At 37.5% G+C, this 22,668-nt stretch carries 20 protein-coding genes and 2 pseudogenes; 21 read left to right on the top strand and 1 reads right to left on the bottom strand.

All coding sequences use genetic code 11. From position 1 onward, the window contains the following. From TOL2_RS12490 to TOL2_RS12430, 13 genes are all read left to right on the top strand, one after another. On the top strand, window positions 1-1,140 hold the full coding sequence (locus TOL2_RS12490) for a glycosyltransferase family 2 protein (protein ID WP_014957800.1): 1,140 nt from the start codon (window positions 1-3) through the stop codon (window positions 1,138-1,140). Then, on the top strand, window positions 1,137-1,895 hold the full coding sequence (locus TOL2_RS12485) for a methionyl-tRNA formyltransferase (RefSeq protein ID WP_014957799.1): 759 nt from the start codon (window positions 1,137-1,139) through the stop codon (window positions 1,893-1,895). The genes TOL2_RS12490 and TOL2_RS12485 overlap by 4 nt, the downstream gene beginning before the upstream one ends. A gap of 48 nt (window positions 1,896-1,943) precedes the next feature. Further along, the gene (locus TOL2_RS12480) at window positions 1,944-3,923 is read left to right on the top strand and encodes an asparagine synthetase B family protein (protein WP_014957798.1); all 1,980 of its coding nucleotides are present in this window, start codon (window positions 1,944-1,946) and stop codon (window positions 3,921-3,923) included. Beyond that, entirely contained in the window at window positions 3,920-4,717 is a 798-nt protein-coding gene (locus tag TOL2_RS12475; protein ID WP_014957797.1) for a polysaccharide deacetylase family protein, read from the top strand. The genes TOL2_RS12480 and TOL2_RS12475 overlap by 4 nt, the downstream gene beginning before the upstream one ends. Before the next feature lie 37 nt (window positions 4,718-4,754). Next, entirely contained in the window at window positions 4,755-5,735 is a 981-nt protein-coding gene (locus TOL2_RS12470; RefSeq protein WP_014957796.1) for a hypothetical protein, read from the top strand. 137 nt (window positions 5,736-5,872) lie between these two features. Continuing rightward, window positions 5,873-6,109 carry an acyl carrier protein gene (locus TOL2_RS12465; RefSeq protein WP_014957795.1) on the top strand — a complete coding sequence of 79 codons (237 nt, stop codon included), beginning with the start codon at window positions 5,873-5,875 and terminating at the stop codon, window positions 6,107-6,109. After that, window positions 6,106-7,695: an acyl-CoA ligase (AMP-forming), exosortase A system-associated gene (locus TOL2_RS12460; RefSeq protein ID WP_014957794.1), complete on the top strand. Its 1,590-nt coding sequence runs from the start codon at window positions 6,106-6,108 to the stop codon at window positions 7,693-7,695. Before TOL2_RS12465 ends, TOL2_RS12460 begins: the two co-directional genes overlap by 4 nt. Window positions 7,696-7,702: 7 nt before the next feature. After that, on the top strand, window positions 7,703-8,965 hold the full coding sequence (locus tag TOL2_RS12455; protein ID WP_014957793.1) for a pyridoxal-dependent decarboxylase, exosortase A system-associated: 1,263 nt from the start codon (window positions 7,703-7,705) through the stop codon (window positions 8,963-8,965). 40 nt (window positions 8,966-9,005) lie between these two features. Next, window positions 9,006-10,172 (top strand): GNAT family N-acetyltransferase, encoded by a 1,167-nt coding sequence (locus tag TOL2_RS12450; protein WP_014957792.1) that lies wholly within the window; start codon window positions 9,006-9,008, stop codon window positions 10,170-10,172. 162 nt (window positions 10,173-10,334) lie between these two features. Next, a complete protein-coding gene (locus tag TOL2_RS12445; protein WP_014957791.1) occupies window positions 10,335-10,940 on the top strand; it encodes a GNAT family N-acetyltransferase in 606 nt (201 codons plus the stop codon). After that, window positions 10,877-12,118, top strand: coding sequence for a carboxylate--amine ligase (locus tag TOL2_RS12440; RefSeq protein WP_041279478.1), 1,242 nt, complete (start codon window positions 10,877-10,879; stop codon window positions 12,116-12,118). Before TOL2_RS12445 ends, TOL2_RS12440 begins: the two co-directional genes overlap by 64 nt. Window positions 12,119-12,283: 165 nt before the next feature. Beyond that, on the top strand, window positions 12,284-13,435 hold the full coding sequence (locus tag TOL2_RS12435; RefSeq protein ID WP_014957789.1) for a glycosyltransferase: 1,152 nt from the start codon (window positions 12,284-12,286) through the stop codon (window positions 13,433-13,435). 2 nt (window positions 13,436-13,437) lie between these two features. Beyond that, window positions 13,438-14,529, top strand: coding sequence for a CapA family protein (locus tag TOL2_RS12430; RefSeq protein WP_014957788.1), 1,092 nt, complete (start codon window positions 13,438-13,440; stop codon window positions 14,527-14,529). 25 nt (window positions 14,530-14,554) lie between these two features. Here TOL2_RS12430 and TOL2_RS26160 read toward each other — a convergent pair. Next, window positions 14,555-14,802, bottom strand: a pseudogene (locus TOL2_RS26160) (ISH6 family transposase); the annotation flags it as partial. A gap of 70 nt (window positions 14,803-14,872) precedes the next feature. On the opposite strand from TOL2_RS26160, the gene TOL2_RS12425 reads away from it, so the two are divergent. The 8 genes and pseudogenes from TOL2_RS12425 (at window position 14,873) to TOL2_RS12395 (ending at window position 22,664) form a co-directional block, all read left to right on the top strand. Continuing rightward, window positions 14,873-15,883 (top strand): polysaccharide deacetylase family protein, encoded by a 1,011-nt coding sequence (locus tag TOL2_RS12425; RefSeq protein WP_014957787.1) that lies wholly within the window; start codon window positions 14,873-14,875, stop codon window positions 15,881-15,883. 85 nt (window positions 15,884-15,968) lie between these two features. Then, window positions 15,969-17,126: a GNAT family N-acetyltransferase gene (locus TOL2_RS12420; RefSeq protein WP_014957786.1), complete on the top strand. Its 1,158-nt coding sequence runs from the start codon at window positions 15,969-15,971 to the stop codon at window positions 17,124-17,126. Between the two features lie 17 nt (window positions 17,127-17,143). Continuing rightward, window positions 17,144-18,337: a DegT/DnrJ/EryC1/StrS family aminotransferase gene (locus TOL2_RS12415; RefSeq protein WP_014957785.1), complete on the top strand. Its 1,194-nt coding sequence runs from the start codon at window positions 17,144-17,146 to the stop codon at window positions 18,335-18,337. 62 nt (window positions 18,338-18,399) lie between these two features. Further along, the gene (locus TOL2_RS12410; protein WP_041279475.1) at window positions 18,400-19,818 is read left to right on the top strand and encodes a lipopolysaccharide biosynthesis protein; all 1,419 of its coding nucleotides are present in this window, start codon (window positions 18,400-18,402) and stop codon (window positions 19,816-19,818) included. 175 nt (window positions 19,819-19,993) lie between these two features. After that, window positions 19,994-20,188: pseudogene (locus TOL2_RS26000) on the top strand (polysaccharide deacetylase family protein); the annotation flags it as partial. Window positions 20,189-20,227: 39 nt separating this feature from the next. Then, window positions 20,228-20,836: a polysaccharide deacetylase family protein gene (locus TOL2_RS12405; protein ID WP_408605417.1), complete on the top strand. Its 609-nt coding sequence runs from the start codon at window positions 20,228-20,230 to the stop codon at window positions 20,834-20,836. Window positions 20,837-20,915: 79 nt separating this feature from the next. Further along, entirely contained in the window at window positions 20,916-21,146 is a 231-nt protein-coding gene (locus TOL2_RS12400) for a rhodanese-like domain-containing protein (protein WP_232507934.1), read from the top strand. 363 nt (window positions 21,147-21,509) lie between these two features. Further along, window positions 21,510-22,664, top strand: coding sequence for an O-antigen ligase family protein (locus TOL2_RS12395; RefSeq protein WP_158406107.1), 1,155 nt, complete (start codon window positions 21,510-21,512; stop codon window positions 22,662-22,664). Window positions 22,665-22,668 lie beyond the last annotated feature (4 nt).

Below are 22,668 nucleotides of genomic sequence, written 5' to 3'. Positions count from 1 at the left end.
ATGACTGAACTAATCTTCTGGCTTTTCATCGGAGTGATTTTTTATACTTACATCGGTTATCCTTTGCTGACACTCTTTCTTTCCCTGTTTAACAATCATCCGGTCCATAAAAAAGACATTGAACCCTCGGTTACTTTTCTGATCACGGCTTATAATGAAGAGAAGAATATCAGCCAGAAACTGGATAATACACTGAGTCTGGATTATCCCAGGGATAAATTAGAAATCATGGTGGCTTCGGATGGATCCACAGATAATACGGATGAAATTGTCAAAAGCTTTTCCGGCAGGGGGGTTGTTTTACATCGGGTTGAAGGGAGGGTCGGTAAAACTGAAACCCAGAATCAGGCAGTCAAAACAGCTATAGGGGAGATTATTATTTTTTCTGATGCAACCACGAATTATGATAGAAATGCCATACGAAAAATTGTTAGAAATTACAACGATCCAACGATTGGAGCCGTAAGCGGCAGGTATGAGTATTTGAATCCCACCGGAGCCTCTGTGGGTACAGGCACGGTCCTTTTCTGGAAATATGAAAACTTTATTAAAAGCCGGCAGACCCGCATCAAAACGATCACCGGCTGCTGCGGGTGCATTTATTCAGTGAGGAGACGTCTGTATGAGCCTTTGCCTAAAGAGATTATCAGCGATCTTGTCGAACCGTTGAAGATCATCGAAAAGGGTTACCGTATTGCTTTTGAGCCGGAAGCCATAGCCTACGAAGTCACTGAAGAAAAAGCCCTCGAAGAATTTTCAATGCGGGTCCGGGTGATCACACGAGGCATGAACGGATTGGCCTATGTCAAGGATTTGCTGAACCCGTTCAGAAATAAGTTTGTTGCATTCCAGCTTCATTCCCACAAGGTTTTGAGATGGCTCATTCCTTTTTTTCTGGTTCTTATTTTCATTGCCAATTGCATGCTTTTGGATCAAAAACTTTATCAATTTCTGTTTATTGGTCAGACAGTGTTCTATGGAGCCGCCTTTGGTGGCTGGTATCTGGAAAAAATCGGGAAAAAACATAAAATATTATCTTTACCGTTGTATTTCTGTGTCGTGAATCTTGCTTCTTTCAGAGCATTTTTTAATTTTATCCTCGGCAGAAAAATGGTTACATGGGAGACTATACGAAAATGAGTTTCAACATTCTATTCATTACCCAGGATGATCCGTTTTACGTCCGGACTTTTTTTGAGGAATTATTCAGAATCTATCCTGATCCGGAAGAAGTAAAAGGTGTTGTCATCGCACAGGCAATGGGCAAGAAAAGCATGTTTCAGCTTGCCCGTCAGATGTATGATTTTTACGGAGCAGTAGACTTCCTTAAAATGGGTTTGAGATATGCAGTATATAAGATGATGAATAACAGCATCAGCAAGCTTTGTGCAGAATCCGGGTTGCAGGTCATGCATGAAACCGATATCAATTCCAGACTGTTTTTGAATAAAATAAAAGCAATGAATCTGGATCTGATTGTTTCAGTTGCATCCCCCCTTATATTCAAAAAAGAACTGATTAAAATTCCCCGGCATGGCTGTATTAATATACACAGCGGCAAGCTTCCCAGATACCGCGGAATGCTGCCCAATTTCTGGCAAATGTATCATGGCGAAAAATCCATCGGTATCACAATTCATGAAATCAATCCAGAGATAGATGACGGGCGCATCCTCTTACAGAAAGATGTTGCAATACTTGCTGGCGAAACATTGGATTTCCTTATAAAGCGTACCAAAAAAATCGGTGCCCGGCTTATGATTGAGGCGATCAACAGGGTCAAATCCGGCGATATGCAATATCGTCAGAATCCGGTCTCAGAAGGCTCATATTTTTCTTTCCCCACACGAAAAGATGTGCAGGAGTTTAAACGGCGCGGGAAAAAAATTATGTGATCACAGGAAAAAAACGCTTAATGGAACAACAGATAAAGGAAATATGATATGAGTCAGGGAATATTTGGAATAATCGATTTCAAGCAGATCATTGATCAGCCTGGAAAACTTGCAGCCACGATGGGCAGGTTCCTTAACAACAGCGGCTCAAGAAAAGCAGTGGTCTCCTGCAAATGGGATGATCATTATATACTCGGAATGAAACGTATCAGTGAGATTTCAATTCAGCAGCCTGGTATTGTAAAGAATGAAGATCTTCAGTTGATCGGACTCATCCATGGAGAAATTCATAATTATGAGAGTTTGTTGCAGGATATCCCAGAGGAGGCCGGGCAATGCAGCGGCGATCTGGATTTGGCTCTTCAACTCTACCGGTTGCACGGGAAAGAATTTTACAGGAAATTCAACGGATTATTTTCCCTGGCGATCCTGGACCTGAAGAAGAGGGCATTCTTCCTGGCAAATGACCGCTTTGGTATGGCCCATCAGATTTACTGGACAAATGTTGACAACAGATTTTACTTTGCAACCCACTTGAAAACACTTTTAAGCTGTCCGGAAATCCATAAAGAAATAGACTTCGAGGCGTTGAACCTTTTTTTGAAGTATTCTTACGTATCGTCACCCTGGTCGATGATCAAAGGAATTCACAAGCTTTCTCCCGGAAACATCCTTGTCTGTAAAAATGGAACAGCCACCCAGGAACCTTTCTGGGATTTTAATGTCTTGAAAAACACACCCGATAACCTGGATGATGCTGTTTTCACCTATAAGGAATTATTGAAAAATTCAATCGCCCGCCAGCTTGACACCCATGGGCAAGTAGGTATCCTTCTCAGCGGGGGGCTTGATTCAAGTGCCAATGTTGCTTTAGCTTCCCAGTGTATGGATAAGAAGCTGAAAACATTTTCCGTTGGGTTTGAAGATTCTGCATTTGATGAACGGCCATATGCAAGGATTGTGGCGGATCATTTCGGTACCCAGCACCATGAGTACAGCATCAACGGCAGCGAAATTGAAGATTTGCCTGCTTTAATCTGGCATCTTGAAGAACCGTATTTCGAACTGGGGCTTTTTCTAACCTATCAGGGAATGGCGGCTGCCCGGAAAGAAACTGATGTGATACTCGGCGGAGAAGCAGCCGATCAGATATTCGGTACCGGTGGATTTGCGGGAGGGTTGCCGCTGGCATTGCGCTATATCCTTTTAAAAGGTCATCTGCTCGGGGCCGCGTCCTGGATGGCAGGAAGTTTGAAGAGAAGGTATTTTTACGAGCATGACAACCTTGCTTTCAAGTTCCGTCTCCTCTGGAACCGGGTTGCCGATTTGAATGACTGGTTTTTTTACGGTTATGACGAACATGAACTCAGACAGCTTCATCAAAACCCTTTGCTGGCGAAAACGCCGAGAATCTTTCCGGATAAGCAGCCGACAGTCGTTCCTGATTCGTTTGCCGACCTTTACCGTGAAACCCAGATAAACCAGGATATTAAACATTTCTCCAATGAAAACCTCATGGTCAAATCAGGCCGCATGGCCGACATGCTGGATCTGACCTTACGTGAATCCTATCTGGATACGGAACTGACTGATTTTATGGTTTCTGTTGATTATGGTTTCAAGCGGTCCGGCGGGCTGGTCGATCATTTAAGAAGAAACATTCAGACCAAGTTTCTTCATAGAAAAGCAATGGAAGGTCTTTTGCCTCCCGAAATCATGGCAAAACCCAAGCAGGGCGGCTTTGTGCCGGTAATGATATTTCTTGAAAATGAGAATCTTAGAAAGCGGATATACATGCATCTGCTGAATTCGGACATTATAAAAGCCTGCTTCAATCTGGATTATATAAAGACTTTGTTTGGAAACTATGAACAGCACCTTAGGAAAAAGGTCTATTGGCACAATTTCCATAATTCCAAGGCCAACCGAATCCTTTTTCTTTTGACCTTTGACATCTGGCACCATTTTTATTTGAGCAACGATTTTCTTGAAGTTCAGCCCATGCCTTTGAGTGAATACTTGAGATGAATCATCCGCTCCCAACAATACCAATCCTCATGTATCACGAGGTTTGGAAAAGTACGGAAAGCATTATCAGTCATACCAATCCGGCCTATGTATTGACTGCCAGGAATTTCAGCCGGCAGATGCATTATCTGCGCAACAGTGGCCATACAACATTATGGCTGGATGAATATCTGGACTGTAGCCTGGACAATGAACAGCAAAGCGTGATCATTACTTTTGACGACGGTTGGTACAACAACTATTCACAAGCTTTTCCAGTCCTTAAAGAACTGGGCCTTAAGGCGACCATTTTTGTTGTGACGGATTTTATTGGCCAGAAGGGCTATATGGATTGGCCGCAGCTTGAGGAAATGCAGAAGAACGGCATATCGATTCAATCGCATACAGCCAGCCATGGCGCGCTCACCGAAAAAAGTGAAGCTCAGATAGGTAAAGAGTTGAGATTATCCAAAAACAAAATTGAAGACCGGCTGGGTAAGACGGTTCAATTTATGAGTGCGCCGCATGGCATGGTCGATAAAAGGGTAGTCGATGCCGCAATAGCTGCCGGATACAGAGCCATCTGCACGTCCGAACCCGGCTTCCTGCATTCCCCAGGGCGCCTGGCCGTCCTTCGCAGAATCAATATCTCAGAAACAGGCGGTTTATTGACATTCCAGAGGATTTGTGAAAAAAACGGATTTGCAATTTTGCCCATGGTTTTATCTAAACAGCTAAAAAGGGTTGTAAAACGGATGCTGGGATACGCCATTTACCGAAAAATGTATCGAATACGATATCGGATCGTAAAGTAGATAGCGCCTGCCCCTGAGATCAGGATATGAGAGGAATATGAAAATAAACCTATCTTATGAGTGTACTTCGGATTATGAAATCAACCGGGCTGAAATTCTCGATTTGCACGAGCGGAATCATGGTTCTGTTCCGACTGACAGATATGATAGTCATTATATGGATAACCCCTTTGGTGAGCCATTAATGGGATTATGTTTTCACAAGACAAAGATAGTGGGCCAGGAAAATTACATTAAGCATGACCTTGCATGCGGCGGGCGCATTTGTAAAGGCGCTTTGGGGGTTGATTCTCTGGTTGATGCCGACTATCGGCTCTTCTACGGCATATTCGGCAAACTCTGTAAATTAACAATTGGTGAAATTAAGAAGAACGTGGATGTTCTTTGCGCATTTGCCAATGAGGAATCTAAAAAATATTATCTGAAATATTTTAAGTGGCAGGTTGCCACGAAAGTACAAGTATACAAAAAAGCCACTAAGTACACCGGTCTCACCCGGGAGGGCCTGTTATCCCTTGTTCGCCCCGGAAAATTGCATCAGGGCTTGATATTTGAAAAAGTAAATCTGTTTGACCCAGATGTCCTGAAACCCGTCATTGAAGATTGTTTAAGTGCGTCTGATCAACTCTACTTTTACAAAACCCCTGCTTTTCTTAACTGGAAATTTCTGAGCAATAAGCACTATGGTGTCACCGGGTATTATATCAAGTACAAAGGGGATGTCATTGGCTATTGTGCCACGCACGATAAAGGATTTGAGAAAAAAATAGTGGATATTCAGCTGAAAAGAAATGATATAAAATGGTTTGAAAAAGCAATTTCCACACTTTCCTGCATCGCAAGGAAGGAAGGTTTGAGACGTCTTGTTATTTATGCAACACCGGATTGCTGGTATGAAAATGCCCTCAAAAAACACTTATTCATAAAACGCTGGGATTTTGATTTTATCACAAGGACTTTCAAACCATTGCCGGATACGGGTTGGATAATTCATATCGGAGATCTGGATGTATTTTAGAGGAAAGAAAGCCTCTCACAGTACTCATGAAGCCAGCATAGTAAGTCTTTAATATTTTATCTGAGCTCCCCCTTGAGGGTCAAGCGACCAAAAGGGGGCGGGTGAAAGTTGAAAAAGGATAGAAAGGACAATTGTAAATGGAAATCGAAACAGTTTTGATCAGCTATTTGAAAGAGCAAACCGGAACTGATGTGGTCATGGATACGCCTTTAATTGATGAGGGGATCATTGATTCCATGGGGATAATGGAACTCCTTGCGTTTATCGAAGAGTCGTTTGGTGTTACACCGGATGAGGATGACTTGACCGTAGAAAATTTTACAACCATTTTGGCAATAACGCGCTTTATTAAAGATAAAAAGGCAATTGTATGAGTTTGCGTCCCTATCTTGTAGGCCATTTGTTGGAGGACAGTGCTGCCAAATATCTGGAAAAAGAGGCCGCAAAACAGAAGGAAAGAAGCATCACATACGCTGAATTATATGAAGATTCATTGAAAATGAAAGGTCTGCTGATCGCTTTGGGCATTAAAAAGGGTGATCGCGTCGGTATATTATTGGAAAAATCGATAGAGCAATTGATAAGTATGTTCGGCATATCAATGGCCGGTGGTATCTTTGTATTTTTAAATCCGATACTCAAAAAAAATCAAATTGATCATATAATCAGCGATTGCGATATTAAGCTGTTGATTACCACGGGAAAAATCTTTCAGGCAAACTCAATTGACAAACCAAAACAGTTTCTTTTCATGGACAGGACAAAAATTGAAACTTCCCATCCCGTGTGGCAGCAGGTCAAAACGTCCCTGGCTGCAGATAACAGCCGGATTGAACAGGTTTCAGATGATACCGCCTGTCTTATTTATACATCAGGTTCCACCGGGCTGCCAAAGGGTGTTGTTGTTCCTCACCGAACCGTAGTGGATGGTGCCACAATTGTAAGTGATTATCTTAGAATATTACAAACGGACAGGCTGATCAGTGTACTGCCGTTTAATTTTGATTATGGCCTCAACCAGGCGACCAGTTCGATCTTGTGTGGTGCCACACTTGTGATGCACCATTTTTTCCTTCCAAACGACCTTTTAAAAGTATTGCGGGAAGAGAAAATAACCGGTTTTGCAGGTATGATTCCAATATGGTCCAAGTTGTTGAATGAAAAATATGGTGCAAAATCCAGGCAGCACTTTCCAGATCTGAGGTATATTACCAATACGGGCGGAAAGGTACCCAGAAGCATTGTTGATAAGATGCGTGATTTTTTCCCGGATACAGCGATCTACCTGATGTATGGACTTACCGAAGCCTTCAGAAGCACATATCTTCCGCCGGAAGAGTTGGACAGGCACCCTGATTCCATGGGAAAGGCCATCCCCAACGTTGAAATAATGGTTATCAACAAGGATGGCCTGGAATGCGCGCCAGGGGAGCCAGGGGAACTGGTACACAGGGGGGCGTTGGTAACTAGGGGATACTGGAACGATCCTGAAAAAACAAGGGCGGTTTTCAGAAAAAACCCATTATCGGGAGGTCAGGATCACCTGGATGATAGGGTGGTATATTCCGGGGATATCGTAAAAAAAGACGAGCAAGGGTTTCTGTATTTTGTTTCAAGAAGGGATGAGATGATTAAAACCTCCGGTTACAGGATCAGTCCCACCGAAATAGAGGAAGGCCTGGTTGCCATACCGGATGTGGCAAGTGCTGTAGTTTTCAGCAGGTCTATGCAAAGTGGTGATCAGAATATTGTTGCTGTCCTTGAGACAGGCAACCGGCAGCTTGAAAAACCGGCAGTTCTTCAGGCATGCAGGAAGACCCTTCCTGCTTATATGGTTCCGCATGAAATATATTTTGAAAATGAATTTAAAAAAACAGCAAATGATAAAGTTGATCGTGCCTTTATTAAACAAAAATGGATCGAAAAGGGGCCGCAGAGTAAACCAAACAAACAGGCGTGAGAAAAAAATGAAGCTTAAAGAACGAAATGGGAAACTGTATCTGAGAGATGTTTGTTTTGAAGATCTGGCAGATGAGTTCGAAACACCCTTTTACCTTTACGATCTGGAGACCATCAAGCAGAAAATATCCGGCTTCAAAAAGGCATTTGGAAACAACCTCTCCCTGTTCTATGCCATGAAGGCCAACCCCAACCTGGAGATATTGAAAGAAATAAGAGAGGAAGTTGACGGCCTCGATATTTCCTCGGAGGGAGAAATGAACCAGGCACTGATATCCGGATATGAGGCAGCCCGGTTGAGCTATGCAGGACCCGGGAAGACGAAACAGGACATTGAGGCAGCTATTAAAAGCGAAGTAGGTATCATCAGTGTTGAGTCCATAAGAGAGCTTGAAGATATAAAAAAAAATGTTCCACGACTGGGGGCTCGGGCAAACATTGCTGTTCGCATTAACCCGAAACTTCTCATCAATGAGTTTGCAGTGAAAATGGGGGGCAAGGCCACACAGTTCGGCATTGATGAAGAACATATAGGCGGCGCAATTGAATATATAAAAAGTGCCCCTGATATTTTTAATTTTCAGGGCATTCATGTTTACGCCGGCTCTCAGTGCATGAACGAAGAGGCTTTGTCGAAAAATATTATAAACACCCTTGAAATTGCCTGGCAGTTAAAAAAAGAATATGGGGTTGAGTGCCGTTGGATAAATTTCGGCGGTGGTTTCGGGGTCTCCTATTACAATGAGAATGTGGGCATTGATCTGAATAAAATTGCCTCTTCAATAAAGGCACCCATTGAGGCCTATAAAGAATCAGTGAAAGATACGCCTCGTTTTGTAATTGAATTGGGGCGGTATCTTGTCAGCTCTGCAGGCATTTATGTTACGCGTGTGGTCAGCGAAAAAATGTCACGAGGGGAATATTTTTTTGTGCTGGACGGTGGCATGAATCACCACCTGGCAGCCTCCGGAAACCTGGGGGCATTGTTGAGAAAAAATTACATTGTAAAAAATTTTTCAGCCCCCATGGCTCCTATAATGACCTGTAATTTAGTGGGGCCTTTGTGTACGCCCCTGGATTTGATGGGGAAAAAAGTTTCAGTGGAAACGCCTGTGGTGGGCCATCTGATTGGTTTTTTAAATTCGGGGAGCTATGGCTTAAGTTCCAGTCCTCTTCTTTTCTTGGGACACAAAACCCCCTTGGAATTGATGGTTTGTGATCATGATATCCGCGTCATCAGAAAACGAAAAGCCATAATGGATTTTACTTGAATTGTTGCTGTGATTTTATCTGCAAAAAATACGGAATGCAATGAATGAAAAACTATATCATTTAGCGGATGGATATTCCATCAGAGTGGTTTCTGACCTGGAAAGTTTTTATCAATTAAGAACGGTATGGGACGAACTGCTCGAAAACCAGAAAACACATATGCCATTTTTGTGTTTTGACTGGTTTAGAATATGGATAAAGCACTTCCTGAAAGATAACGAACTTTTTATTTTATTGCTTTATCAGCAGGATAGGGTTGTTGCTATTGCACCATTGCATATAAAATCAATCTTTTTTAAAAAAAACTTGAAAGCCAGAATTGTTTCTTTGCTTGGAAATATTCATTCCCCTATTAAAAATATCATCTATAAAGACCATGATATCAGAGTGATGTCTGATTGTCTGTTAAAGATTTTTCGTTTCTTTTTTGATGTTTACAGAGATTGGGATATTATGGAATTGGATTCCATACCTGAAGAAGATCATTATTTTAATATTTTGAAAAATGTGGCAAATACGATTGGATTCAAACGAAGAGAATATTTTTGTTACAATGATTGGGTGTTGGAAAAAATAAGCTATTCAGGGTGTGAATACCTTCAGAAACGCTCTAAAAATATTAGAAAAGAGCTGGGAAAAAGAAAACGAAGATTGCAAGGTAAAGGTGATTTGCGTTTTGAAAATGGTACAAATAAAAATAAATTTGATGATTATATACGCATCTATAATTATGTTAGAGAGCATAGTTGGAAACATCCTGAAAAGGACAATTTTTTTTTAAAGGAACTTAGAAAATCTGCTATGGAAAAAGGATGGCTGAGGTTTGCGATCCTTTTTTTTAATAATTTACCCATATCATGCCACATTCGTATGAATTATAAAAATTCAGTTTACTTTCTGGAATCCGTTTATGACCTTGAATATAGTAAATTTAGTCCAACAACAATTTTACGATCAGAACTTATGCAGTATATAATTGATAAGGAAAATGCTGGAATTATACATACGATAAGGGGGGACGAGCCTTATAAAAAAGACTGGACACCCACTCAAAAACAGAGAAAAGGAATGACAATTTTCAATAATAATTTAAAAGGACGTTCTTTAGCATTTCTGATGCTTGCGATTCTACCAAATATTGAAAAACATCCCTTTTTGTTGTCGGCAAAAAGCAAAGTATTTCAATGGGTGAAAAACGGTTTTTAATTACTTTACCTGTTCTTATAATTGCGTTTGTATAAAAAAATATCTCGACCATAGTATCTTTTCATGGGGTTTTTGTCGGAATAAACTTGGATGTCAGCAAGGGTCTCGATAGGCCGGAGAATTCAATCGATTGTTTTGGGAATCAATCCCGAAAGTTGAGTTATGATCACTATAAATATAAAAAATTTTTTTGATATTAAAAAATTTTTTATCATTTATGTCAATCTTGAAACATTATTCAAGATTGATCCTCTGAAATTTAATGTTGAACATCCTAAGTATACTGTTAAGCAAATAACAAACGTTAAGTCATATGATATTCACGCGATTAATAAGGCGATTATGAAAATGGATTTTAAACCACCATTTGATATAGATGAAGTAAAGAAAAGACTGATTCATGGATATTATTTTATTGTATTAGAATACGAGGATTCAATTGTTGGTTGGTCCTGGAGTGGAATCAACAATGTTTATATTCCTGAATTTAAAAAAAATATCACTCTTAAAAAGTCAAAAGCATTTAGTTTTAATTCATATATTTCTGCATCTCATAGGAAAAAAGGATTAGGACAATTATTAATGTCCAAAATGATGCAAATCTTAAAATCAGATGGATATAAAGAATTTGTTGGAATTATTTATACTTGGAACAAAGCATCCGTTAATATGTATTTAAATTTAAGTTGGAGAATTATTGGGAAATGTTATTCAATCAAAATTTTTATGATCCGACTTTTAATCGGAATCAAAAAAATCGTTATATGAATAATATTAAATCAAAAAGTGTAGAAGCAATAATCTTGGGCATGAATATCACAGGATTACATGTGGCTAGAAATCTTGGCCGCAGCAATATACTTGTTATAGGAATCGATTTTGATTCTAAGCAGGTTGGATTCAAATCTCGCTATTGCAACAAAAAAATAGTTGTTGCTGATAAAGACCAATTACTTAAATTCCTTTATTTCAATAATCGCCATTCAGATCACAAACAAGTTTTATTTCCCACATCTGATGAGTTTGTATTGTTTATTTCTGAACACTCAAATGTCTTGAAAAAAAATTATTTATTCTCTAACCCCTGTGATAATATTATCGAGACTATTAATAACAAGGCCCGGATTTACAAATTATTCAGCGCCTATCATATTGCCCACCCAAAAATTTTTTCAGATAAAACATCTTTAAATGACAATTTAGACCTCATTAAATTTCCATGTATTTTTAAACCTGTGGGATTTAGGAGTTTGCAAAAGCTTGGAAAAAAGGCAATTAAAATAGATACTCGTGAAATGTATAAACAAGTCGCACTTAAGCTTCTTCGCTTAAATATTGACTGCATTACACAAGAATTGCTTAACCTTAAGGCTCAATATTCAGCATATGCATATATAGACCGTAATTCTAATATCAAAGCCACCTATTTTACAGAAAAATTACACCAAAACCCAGATTTTGGAATCGGCACTCTGGTTCAAACTTGCAATGATATTTCTGTGAAAAACTATGGTAACATTATTTTAGACTTCTTGAAGAAAATTAAATATCAAGGTTTATGCGAGATAGAATATGCATATGATTTAAATGATAATGAATTTAAAGTAATTGAAATTAATACTAGACCATGGGTACAAAATAGCTTACCTACTAAAGCCGGAATCAATTTTGCCCAAATTGCATATTCTGATTTGTTGGGTCATCCTATAGATGTTTACAAAGATAATAAAATGTGCATTAAATGGGTCGATATTATAAGTGATTTTAAAAACTTTTGTGTAAAAAAAGATGTATTATTTAATCGTAAAACTATTTTTCAATGGATTAAATCCGTTAGAGGGAATAGAATCGAAGCCTACTATTCAACCGATGATCCAATGCCTTTCGTTTTTCATGTTAATCAATTGGTTCGCTATTTCTTTAAAAAAAAGAATTACAACGAATAACTCAATAAGAATATAGATATTGCCGTGTATAGAACAAAATGAATTAGTATTTTTTTTATCATTCCTGCCTTGGGTTGGGTGGTTTCGGAGGGGCTGTAGGGGGAGGTTATAGGAAAAATAGAGCATCAACCATCCGAATCATGTTGGTTGTGTAAAGGTCTCATTATGTATAAAAAATTAAAAATATTGTTTTTAATTGAACTCCTAAAAAGAACTGGCGGAGCAGAACAGAACTTATACATGCTTTCAAAAGGATTGAGAAAACGCGGGCATATAGTTCTAATTTCCTGCATGAAAGGTGGAGAACTCGCTACTTTAATGAGAAATGATGGTTTCTTTTTAAAAGATTTATCTCTTAAAAAGATTAATTCATTTAACGGTTTAAAATCACTTTTCACACTTGTTAAAATAATAAAAACAAAAAAAATTGATGTGCTTGTTACATACCATTTAAAATCCGATTATTTAGGTGCTGTTATTAAATTTTTAACAGGAGTGGTTGTTATTTCAAGTAGGCGTGATATGGGTTATAATCTAAAAAGCAGACACATAAAGACATATCGTATCATTAATAATATCTTTTCTCATATTATAGCGGTTTCATCTGCAGTTAAAAACCAAGTAGTAAAAACACAAAAAATAAAACCAAATATAATAACAGTAATCCCTAACGGAGTCAATTTTAAAAATTTTAACACCTCCCAACAAAAAAATGGTGATATATTTCAATGTGATATATCCCAAGAATATACTAAGATTTGTTGTCTTGCTAACATACGCCCGATAAAAGGACAAAAATATTTGGTTGAAGCAGTAAATATATTAAAAAAAGATAATATTAAATTTCACCTTTATTTTATCGGCATTGTATATGATCATAAGGGAAGTTACTATGAAGAAATTTTGCAGTATATTAAAGATAATAACTTAGAAAATTTTATTACTTTTACGAGGAATATTTCTCATGAGTATGTTCCGTTTGTTTTAAAAAAAATGGATATCTCCGTTATCCCTTCCCTTAGCGAGGGTATGTCCAATTCTGTTTTAGAATCCATGACTGCTGGTTTACCAGTTGTGGCTACAGGTGTTGGTGGTAATCCTGAATGTGTTATTAATGGTAAAACAGGATATATTGTACCACCAAAGGATTCTGTCGCACTGGCATCCGCAATTCACAAAATTATAATGAATAATACTATGCGTAAGAGTATGTCGGTTAATTCAAAAGAGAGAATAAAAAATCACTTTTCTGAAAAATTATTAATAAAAAATTTTGAAAAGGTTCTATTTGAGAACATTATAAAAAGGAAGCGTTAAAAATGATCAGATTAGTTGCTGTAGGCGATATGATGTTCTCTAGAGAAGTAAAAAAATACATTGAAAGACATGAAAGATACTTTATTTCCAAAAAAATCAAGCCTTTTTTTGGGGGAAAAGATATTTTATTTGGTAACTTGGAAACTCCTATATCTGATGTTGGAAAGCCCCTCAGTGGTAAAAATCCTCACATTACGTTTTGTGCACCAGAATTTATTTCTCATGAACTTCATAGAATTGGATTTGACGTTCTATCCATTGCGAATAATCATGTATTTGATTATGGTGCCAAAGCCTTTAGTAAAACACATATAAATTTAAAAAAACATAGTATCAGAGTAAGTGGTAATTCAATAAATAACAGGCAATTTCCGGTTAAAATAAAAAAGCATAATATTACCGTTGGGTTTCTTTCATATAGTTATCTTTTTGGTCCTCATATTGGTTATGCTGGTAAAGGAATAGAAGGGCCTGCAAAATTTATTAAAAAGGGGAGAGAAAAAAGTATTACAGAAATAAACGAACTTAAAGACAAAGTTGACTGTCTAATAGTTTCCATGCACTGGGGACATGAACATGTTCATTATCCTACAATTGAGATGATTGAGATGTCTCATCAAATTATAGAATCAGGAGCTGATTGTATATTAGGTCATCATCCGCATTTTGTACAAGGAATAGAAACTTACAATAATAAATTGATTTTTTATAGCTTAGGTAATTTTATTTTTTCAGAACCATATAAAGGTTCAAGGTGGACAGTTATAGTGCATTTAGCTTTAGGTAAGAATCAGGTTGAAATTGTGGATATTGTTCCCTGTACAATTAATGAAAATGGAATACCTGACTTAGTAAAAGAATCTGATAAAATAAAGTATTTAAAAAAAATTGATCTTTATTCAAAACATTTATTAAATAAAAAGCACCAAAAAATAATAGATGTATCAAAAGATTATGTAAAGTATGCAATTAGAAGTGCAATATATTCACGACATCAAAATTTTTTTAAAATGCTACCTTTGGGTATAGGTATAAAAAACCAGATTGCAATATATAATGCTGTCATAAAAGACTATTGTAAACGTTTGCGCTAATTTTCCAATTGATGGTTGATAATGTTCAGGACATTGATGCCCTTAACGATCCGGATGCTGAATTACCTTCGATGTCCAGTTTCTGTTTCCAGTATCGCTGCCATTTTTTTTTTAAATATTTTTTCAAAACGATCATTTCGACAATTTGGTGCCTGTTGCATCCGATCAACCCAAGCAATACGCTTGACACGAAAACCGATTTGCCCTAAAGATTCGTTCCAAGAGCAAGGTCGTTTTCGGTGCAACTACACCGGTTTTAAACCATATTTCAATAATGAAAGGTGGTTGTGATCACCGCGGCCATCCTAATATCGGCTGATCGGGGTGGTCGTGCAATGGCCCCATGGTAAAAAAAAAATTAAAGCAGATACTTGGCAATCAAACCTTAACTATAATCATGAATAAATCACATAAGCATGCTGTTGTGGTTGTATTGATGTATCATGATTTATGTGACGATGATGATTTCAGATCATGGTTAAGGGTAAAGAAGAGTTCTTTTGAGTTTCAAATACGCAAGTTATTGGAACTGGGACAGTTTATTCAGCCGTCAGACCTGTTTCAGAAGGATACTTTGAGAAAAGATACCTTAAATTTTTTGGTGACCTTTGACGATGGTTTTGTCAATAACTACAAACTGGCACTTCCTGTTTTAAAGAAATTTCAGATTCCCGCACTGTTTTTCATATCCACAGGACATACCCTTTCGGGCGAGCCATTTTGGTTTGATTGGATCATTTCATCCATTCAAATTTATAAAATCACTTCACTGGATCTTCGGTATCTGGGATTGCGGGATTATCGGTTTTTCCCCTCAGAAGGTCTTAAACGCTGGAATGACATCCAAACGCTTTTGGTGGACATAAAAACGAAAGGAAATGCAACAGATCCGGAAATTAAAAGGGTGATTAGTTTTTTTAGAAAAAACTTTCCAGATGTCAGAGAAGAGATTATCCTGAAATATCGACCACTTGTCGAGAACGAGATTTGCCGGATGCAAAGCAGTGGATTGTGCCATTTCGGCTCCCATTCTCATCGGCATGAAATTCTGACATATCTAACGGCTAAAGACTTGAGAATGAATCTTGTTGAATCAAAGAAATTCTTAGAAAAATTATTGGGACAGCCCGTCATTCATTTTGCTTACCCCAACGGTGATACTAATTCGTGTGTCACAAGATGCTGTCGGCAAAACGGATATCAATTCGGTTATCTTGCAGCGTCAGGACTTGTAAATAAGCATGCCCATCCGATGTATATCCCTAGAATTTCCGTCAGCGGCTATGATTCCATTAAATCGCTGTTGTGGAAAATCAATAGAGAAATAATCAAAGGAACAATCATGTTGAAGTGAGAATTATGCTAATGATGTTGTTTGTAGTCAACCAAATGTTATATGCTTTTTAACAAAGTTGAGTCGGACACTGGTGATTGTTACCATGAAAAATAATTGGAAAATAAAAGATGTAACAAGTCTTGAAGAATTAGCAAATTTTAAAGTTGAAGTTGATTCACTTGCGTTGTTGCAAGATTCATATCAACCATATCTTGATTTTGATTGGTTTGTGTTATGGTTGAAGCATTTTAAGAAAAAAAATCAAGTTCATTTTTTTTTAATTTATAAAGGCAATAAAATTCAAGGGATTGCCCCTCTAATTATCAAAAAAGAGAGATATAAGGGGATTAATGTCGTTAAACTGCAAATCATAGGAAATGTATATTCACCTGTTAAATTATTCCTTTTTAAAAGTAAAGACCTATCCGAGCGGAAAGAATTCGTAGCCCGGTTTTTTAATTATATAGCTAAAAATATCAAATGGGATATCATGGATTTTGATGCAATTCCTGAGGAGCATGATTTATATAAAGCGATAAATGAATGGATAGTATCAAATCGCAGGTATAAAACAAAACCATATTCATGTTTTGGTAATTGGTATTCAAGGGGAAAAGCAATATCGAGTGACATATTTTTCAAAAATCGTTCAAGAAACTTGCGGGCTAGTATAAAAAAAAATTATAAGAAAACGCGAAAAAAGGGTGAAATGCAATTTATCATGGTTAAACACCCTGATGGGATCGAAGAGTATATTAATATTTATTTTGATGTTTATAGTAAAAGCTGGAAAAAAAATGAGAGTGTAGGACCGCATTTTTATATTGATTTGATGAATGGTTTTGCCCGAAAAGGTCTGTTGAGACTGGGGATTGTAATGATAGAGGATAAACCTGTTGCCGCTGGGTTTGCAATTGTTCACAATAAGGTCGCCTGTTTTGAAAAAACAGCGTACGATAAAGAATTTCTCAGTCTGGGTGTGGGTGGAATTTGGTTAACCGAGATGATAAAATATGTTCTGGATACAGATAAAGTCGTGGAAATAGACTTTCTTCGTGGAGATGATGCATACAAAAAAAGATGGATGGAAAATAGAAGAGAGAGAAGAGGGCTAATTATTTATAACAATAGCTTAAAGGGAAGGATAGCGTCAATTTGTGATCTTAAAATATGGCCGGCAATTAAGAGAAACAAAAACTTATATGGAATAATTTATAAATTTATAAATAACCGTTCGGGAAAGCAACCTCATCATACATAACTACCAGAGCCAGAATAATGATTAAAAAAATAAGCGGAAAACCCAAATACGGGGACTACATTAAAGTAACAAAAAAGCCTAAACTGATTTTTCCGCTGGATCAAAGGAGATGTGAATATTATTATTCCGGGCGATATGCTTTTGCCGGGGCTTTAAAATCACTTAATATAAAACCGGGTAAAAAAATACTTGTGCCGGCATACATTTGTGGCATTGAACTGGAGCCGATTTATCATCATGGCATCATACCGATATTTTACAACGTTGACAGAAATCTTAACCCAGACTTAGCATTCATTGAACGATCAATCGGTCGAAATGTCTCAGCCGTTTTAGCAATCCATTATTTTGGCATGGCACAACCAATCGGGGCACTAAAAAAAATATGTGAAGAAAAGAAAGTGGCGTTAATTGAAGACTGCTCACACGCATTTATGAGCAGACATGGAAACAAACCACTGGGCACTTTTGGAGATGCCGCGTTTTTCAGCCTTTTGAAAAGTATCCCCATACCAAATGGAGGCTGTTTAATAACACAAAAAAAAAACAATAATAATAGAATTGCTACCAGAAGAGAGCCTGATAAACTTTCAACTTTTTTGATGACAGCTGACTTGATACTGCAAAAACCTATTGAGCAGAAATCGCGCTGTAAACAATGGGCTGAGCAGGCGGCACTGTCCTCCTGCTTAGTCATTCTAAATGGATTTAGGAAAGGTTTGGCAGGTGTAAGAAGATATTTAATGCCCAATGCGTTATGGCTTGCGAGGTCAGATACATATGAATATATCGAGGAGATTGAACAGTGGGGAATTTCAGAAAAATCCCGATCCATTATTAAAACAATAGACTACAATGAAATTATAAAGACCAGGGTGCGAAATTATAATTTAATGTATGAATATTTTCAGAACAAAAACTTGAGTGTCAAGCTATTCGGCAGATTAAAGCCTGGGGAATGCCCCCTGCTTTTCCCGATAATTCTGGAGAAAGAGAATAAAAGGAAACTGGTGTATAAGGCACTGAAAGAAAAAGGGATCGTTTCCCATCCCTGGTGGGATCGTTTCCATCCCAAAGTAACCTGGGAAGACTTCCCTGATGCAAAATTTTTAAAAAACAACCTTTTGGGGTTTCCGATACATCAGAATATCGAACCTATCCATATAGAAAAAATGATAGAAGCATTCGATAACATTTGGGGTAGGATTTAAACTTGATAGAAATCAGATCGTTAATAAGACAAGCATCTCATTACTTGGGTGGGCACATATTTATGATGGCTGCAGGGCTTATTTCTTTCCCCATTTTAACAAGGATTTTTTCAGTTACAGAGTATGGTGTTTTCGGGCTGATCAATACAACTCTTTTTTTTGCCATTGCCATCGCCAAACTTGGCATTCCGAATTCAATTGTCCGTTTTTACCAAGAGTATAAAGCTGTCGATCAAAAAGCCCTTTTTTATACAACCAATTTTTTTGGGGTATTGATATTTGCCGCAACGGTATCATTGGGTTTCGGCATTTCCTGGGATTATTTTTTCGCGAAGTTTGTCGACAATAGCTTGTCCGGATTAATCTGGTTGTTTCCTTTATTGGTATTAGTTGGCGCTGCGACAGATACGCTGAAAAGTTTTTTGAGAGCGGAGCAGAGAACAAAATCATATAATATTATTGTAACGGTTCGAAGATATGGTGCCATTGGACTCGGCATTTTCCTCACACTCTATATGTACAACGGCCTGTACGGGTTTTATCTGGGCCAGGCGGCTGTCTGGCTATTAATTTTATTGATTCTCTTAATCTATTTGCGCAGACATATAAGAATCAAGCAATCATTCTTTTCATATGGTGTGTTGAGAAATGCCATAAGTTTTGGATTTCCGATTGTTTGGGCTGAATTGGGACACCTGATCCTGAACTACATCGACAGGTATTTAATACAGATATATATCGGATCTAACATGCTTGGATTGTATACGGCCGGATATAATTTGGCAACGCATCTAACCGATGCGATCATATATCCTATTAATTATGCAATGACTCCCATTTATATGAAAATTTTGGTGAATAAGGGAGAGGAAGAGACGCGAGTATTTTTTACGAAATTGTTTACATATTTTTCGCTTATAATAGTGCCTGTGGTCTTCGGGTTTATTGCCGTTGGCAAAGATTTAATAAGACTGCTGGCCTCATCAAAATATATTGAGGCCTATCCCGTACTGCCTTATGTAGTAACGGGCCAGGCAATATACGCTTGTACGATTATTTTAAACTCAGGGCTTTTTATTAAGAAAAAGACACATTTACTGACTTATGTCATGGGGGGGACGTGCGCGCTGAATGTATTTCTTAACTTGTTTTTAATTCCAAAGAACGGAATTGTTGGTGCAGCCCAGGCAACCTTGATATCTTACATTTGTTATACGCTGGTATTAACCTTCCTGTCCATGAGGGAATTTAGTTTTCCGTTGGAGTATAAGCGGTTGGTGATGTACACTTTTTCAGCAGGTATGATGTTTTTGGCAATTAACAATATTAGTACTGGCACTGTTTTGGTAGATTTTGTCAGTAAAATATTTTTGGGCGCGACAATATATTTTTTTTTGGTTGTCTGCTTGGATGCAGAACTCAGATTAAAAATTATTTCTATCAGAAAGATGGGCATTTTTAAGAGTGAAAATAAAGTTTAAAAAAGCGGTTAAAACAATTTTTTATTTTGTAATCTATTACTCCGGTTTCCTTAAGTTATGGCTGCTCTTTTTCAATAAACAAAATAAATGTGTTGTTTTATTTTATCATAGGTTTGCCGATAAGAAGAACAATTCAATTCTTCACAAGCTGGATAGCGAATTTTTTCGAAAACAGATGCACTATATAAACAGATGGTATGATGTTATATCTTTGGATAATCTTGTTGAAAAAGTGAGAAAAAAGGAACGGTTTCAAAAAACGACAATCGTCATCACTATCGATGACGGATTCAAGGATAATTATGATTTTGCTTATCCGATATTAAAAGAACTTGATATCCCTGCCACGATATTTTTAACTTCTGGTTTGATCGGTACCTCAAAAGCTCCATGGGTGGATGAGTTGGGTATGGCCCTTGAAAAAACAAATCAAAAGCGACTCTTTTTTCCGGAATTATTCGGCAATAATATCATTAACATTTCAGATACAGCAAGCAGGTTATCTATTCTTCACAAGATTTATTTGAAACTGCTCTATCTTGATCATAATTTGAAACTGGAATATTTGAACCGTTTAATACAGTATTTGGGCAATAACGATGGAACAAAATGCCACGAAAGAATGATGTTAAACTGGTCTGAAATTGTTGAAATGAGCGAAAATGGAATTACTTTTGGTGCCCATACCATGACTCACCCGACGTTGAGTAAAATGAAAACAAAAGAAGCAAAAGCTGAAATTTACTTGTCCAGAAAAGAGATAGAAAAATTTATAAAAAACAAAGTAAATCACTTTGCCATACCAAATGGTCAGCCAGGAGATTTTACAGAGGAACTCAGGGTGTTTTGCAGAAACGAAAATTTTAGAAGCGTGCTTACAACTAATTTTGGTATAGTAAATGGAAATACCAGTCCATACGATCTGCCAAGAGTTCACATAACTGGGCCATTGTTTATGTTTGCTGGGGAATTGGCTAAAATTGTTTTTAAAAAAGTACACAGAGGTGTTCATGGTTAAAATTTTTTTTATACCCTTATTCCTTATGTGCTTAATCTTTCCAAATTTTTTGGAAGCGGACAGCGATAAGGATAAAAGAATGCAATACTTATTGTCAAAAGTTCCTAGAATTAGTGCGGAAATGGCTCTTCTCATGTATAAAAGTGGTAAGGTAATAATTGCCGATGCTATGAATAAAAGAACATATAAAAAATACCATATTTTAGGCTCAATCAATTTGCCGGGGGATGGGAAAAAAGATCTTGATCGTATTTCTATGGCAAAATTGCCGATATCGAAAAACAAAAAGATTATTGTATACTGTGACTGAGCAAATGAAGGAACAAGCGCAAGTGTTGCGCTGAGATTAATAAAAAAAGGTTACAGGCGGACATGCCTTGTTGACGGCGGTTGGAAAGCGATGACCAAGGTCGGGTTCCCAGTTGTTTGGGAGGGGAAAATTATAACCGGTAAAAATAAATAGGTGAACAATGCAGAAGCTTTTTTTAATATTAAATTTTTCAAATATAATATTATGCTGACTTTTTTCGCTCCACTCATTACTTACATTTTCTCATTTCCTGTAATGCTGTTTAGTATCGCTCGAATTGAGATTGGAATATTTTTTTTTGTTACTTTTGTACCTATTATTGCTGTAATGCAAAAAATATCTGAATTTCCCGGTGGCAATAACATGGCGGATTGGATGTTGATAGCAATGGTTTTCGGCTGGTTTGTAAATGTAGCAAGAGAGCGACGGGGGATTATTGAAAGATCACCGGTTAACGCGGCTGTTTTTTTAATAGTGATTTACAGTGTCGTAAACCTGATCAGGGGCTACACTTTCATGGCGTTGCCGGCTGATATCAACCTTACACGGCTGATGGCATGGAAGAATTACATGATTCTACCGCTCATGTATTTTATAACGATGAACAACCTGAGAGATGAAAAAAATATTAAGTTGTTAATTGTTTGCATTTGCCTGGCCATGCTGGCCATGGACTTTAATTTCTACAGCACCTTCAGATGGATAAAAGCAGAGCATTACAGTAATGATATCAGAATATCAGGGCCTTTTAGTTTCCTGGGACCAAATGAATTAGGTGTTTTCTATTCCATGTACACATTTCTTTTAATTGGTATTTCTTATTTTATGCAGGATAAAAAAATCAAGTGGCTTATATTATTCGTCTCTGCATGCAATCTATATCCTATCCTATTTTCTTACTCGAGAGCTGCATATATCTGTATGATCGCAGGTCTCTTTTTGCTCGGAATGATAAAAGATCGAAAATTACTTTTACTGCTGGTTGTTTTGATTATAGGATACAGCTATATTTTGCCTAATTCGGTCGTTGAAAGAATCGACAGCACATTTTTGGGAAAGGCTACCGTAATTGAAGAGAGTGTGACATCAAATGCTATCGGGATTGGAGGCGTCAGCGTTGATACGGTAGGCAGAAAAGAGTTGTGGGACAAGGCGAAGATATATTTTAAAGATCATTTGTTCATCGGTATCGGGTTTGATACGTTTCGGCATGTTGAGGGGATGATCACCCATAGTTTGTATATGAAAATATTAGCTGAGCAGGGATTAATGGGGATGTTGGTTTTTATCATATTTATATTCGTCATTTTACGGCAGGGATTTATACTATACCTGTATGCTGAAAACAGTCTTTATAAAGGGATAGGACTAGGCTTTTTTTTATGTGTGAGTGTCCATCTTGTCGGAAGCATTACCGGCGATCAATCGTTGTATTACAATCTTATGCTGATTTATTGGGTTTTTATGGGAATTGTTGCACATTTAAGTTCGCAATTAATGGTTAAAAGACAGAGTTAAAAAA

The organism is Desulfobacula toluolica Tol2 (assembly GCF_000307105.1).
Classification (GTDB): Bacteria; Desulfobacterota; Desulfobacteria; order Desulfobacterales; family Desulfobacteraceae; genus Desulfobacula; species Desulfobacula toluolica.
Note: the sequence above shows the minus strand (reverse complement) of the source record. Positions and strands in the feature narration are given on the sequence as shown.

Excerpts from the sequence above, each read along its gene's own strand:
- TOL2_RS12470 (WP_014957796.1), top strand. The coding sequence starts at position 4,755 with ATGAAAATAAACCTATCTTATGAGTGTACTTCGGATTATGAAATCAAC.
- TOL2_RS12485 (WP_014957799.1), top strand. The coding sequence starts at position 1,137 with ATGAGTTTCAACATTCTATTCATTACCCAGGATGATCCGTTTTACGTC.
- TOL2_RS12465 (WP_014957795.1), top strand. The coding sequence starts at position 5,873 with ATGGAAATCGAAACAGTTTTGATCAGCTATTTGAAAGAGCAAACCGGA.
- TOL2_RS12455 (WP_014957793.1), top strand. The coding sequence starts at position 7,703 with ATGAAGCTTAAAGAACGAAATGGGAAACTGTATCTGAGAGATGTTTGT.
- TOL2_RS12415 (WP_014957785.1), top strand. The coding sequence starts at position 17,144 with ATGATTAAAAAAATAAGCGGAAAACCCAAATACGGGGACTACATTAAA.
- TOL2_RS12420 (WP_014957786.1), top strand. The coding sequence starts at position 15,969 with ATGAAAAATAATTGGAAAATAAAAGATGTAACAAGTCTTGAAGAATTA.
- TOL2_RS12450 (WP_014957792.1), top strand. The coding sequence starts at position 9,006 with ATGAATGAAAAACTATATCATTTAGCGGATGGATATTCCATCAGAGTG.
- TOL2_RS12480 (WP_014957798.1), top strand. The coding sequence starts at position 1,944 with ATGAGTCAGGGAATATTTGGAATAATCGATTTCAAGCAGATCATTGAT.
- TOL2_RS12460 (WP_014957794.1), top strand. The coding sequence starts at position 6,106 with ATGAGTTTGCGTCCCTATCTTGTAGGCCATTTGTTGGAGGACAGTGCT.
- TOL2_RS12490 (WP_014957800.1), top strand. The coding sequence starts at position 1 with ATGACTGAACTAATCTTCTGGCTTTTCATCGGAGTGATTTTTTATACT.
- TOL2_RS12440 (WP_041279478.1), top strand. The coding sequence starts at position 10,877 with ATGTTATTCAATCAAAATTTTTATGATCCGACTTTTAATCGGAATCAA.
- TOL2_RS12425 (WP_014957787.1), top strand. The coding sequence starts at position 14,873 with ATGGTAAAAAAAAAATTAAAGCAGATACTTGGCAATCAAACCTTAACT.
- TOL2_RS12475 (WP_014957797.1), top strand. The coding sequence starts at position 3,920 with ATGAATCATCCGCTCCCAACAATACCAATCCTCATGTATCACGAGGTT.
- TOL2_RS12445 (WP_014957791.1), top strand. The coding sequence starts at position 10,335 with ATGATCACTATAAATATAAAAAATTTTTTTGATATTAAAAAATTTTTT.
- TOL2_RS12435 (WP_014957789.1), top strand. The coding sequence starts at position 12,284 with ATGTATAAAAAATTAAAAATATTGTTTTTAATTGAACTCCTAAAAAGA.
- TOL2_RS12395 (WP_158406107.1), top strand. The coding sequence starts at position 21,510 with ATGGCGGATTGGATGTTGATAGCAATGGTTTTCGGCTGGTTTGTAAAT.
- TOL2_RS12410 (WP_041279475.1), top strand. The coding sequence starts at position 18,400 with ATGATGGCTGCAGGGCTTATTTCTTTCCCCATTTTAACAAGGATTTTT.
- TOL2_RS12400 (WP_232507934.1), top strand. The coding sequence starts at position 20,916 with ATGCAATACTTATTGTCAAAAGTTCCTAGAATTAGTGCGGAAATGGCT.
- TOL2_RS12405 (WP_408605417.1), top strand. The coding sequence starts at position 20,228 with ATGGCCCTTGAAAAAACAAATCAAAAGCGACTCTTTTTTCCGGAATTA.
- TOL2_RS12430 (WP_014957788.1), top strand. The coding sequence starts at position 13,438 with ATGATCAGATTAGTTGCTGTAGGCGATATGATGTTCTCTAGAGAAGTA.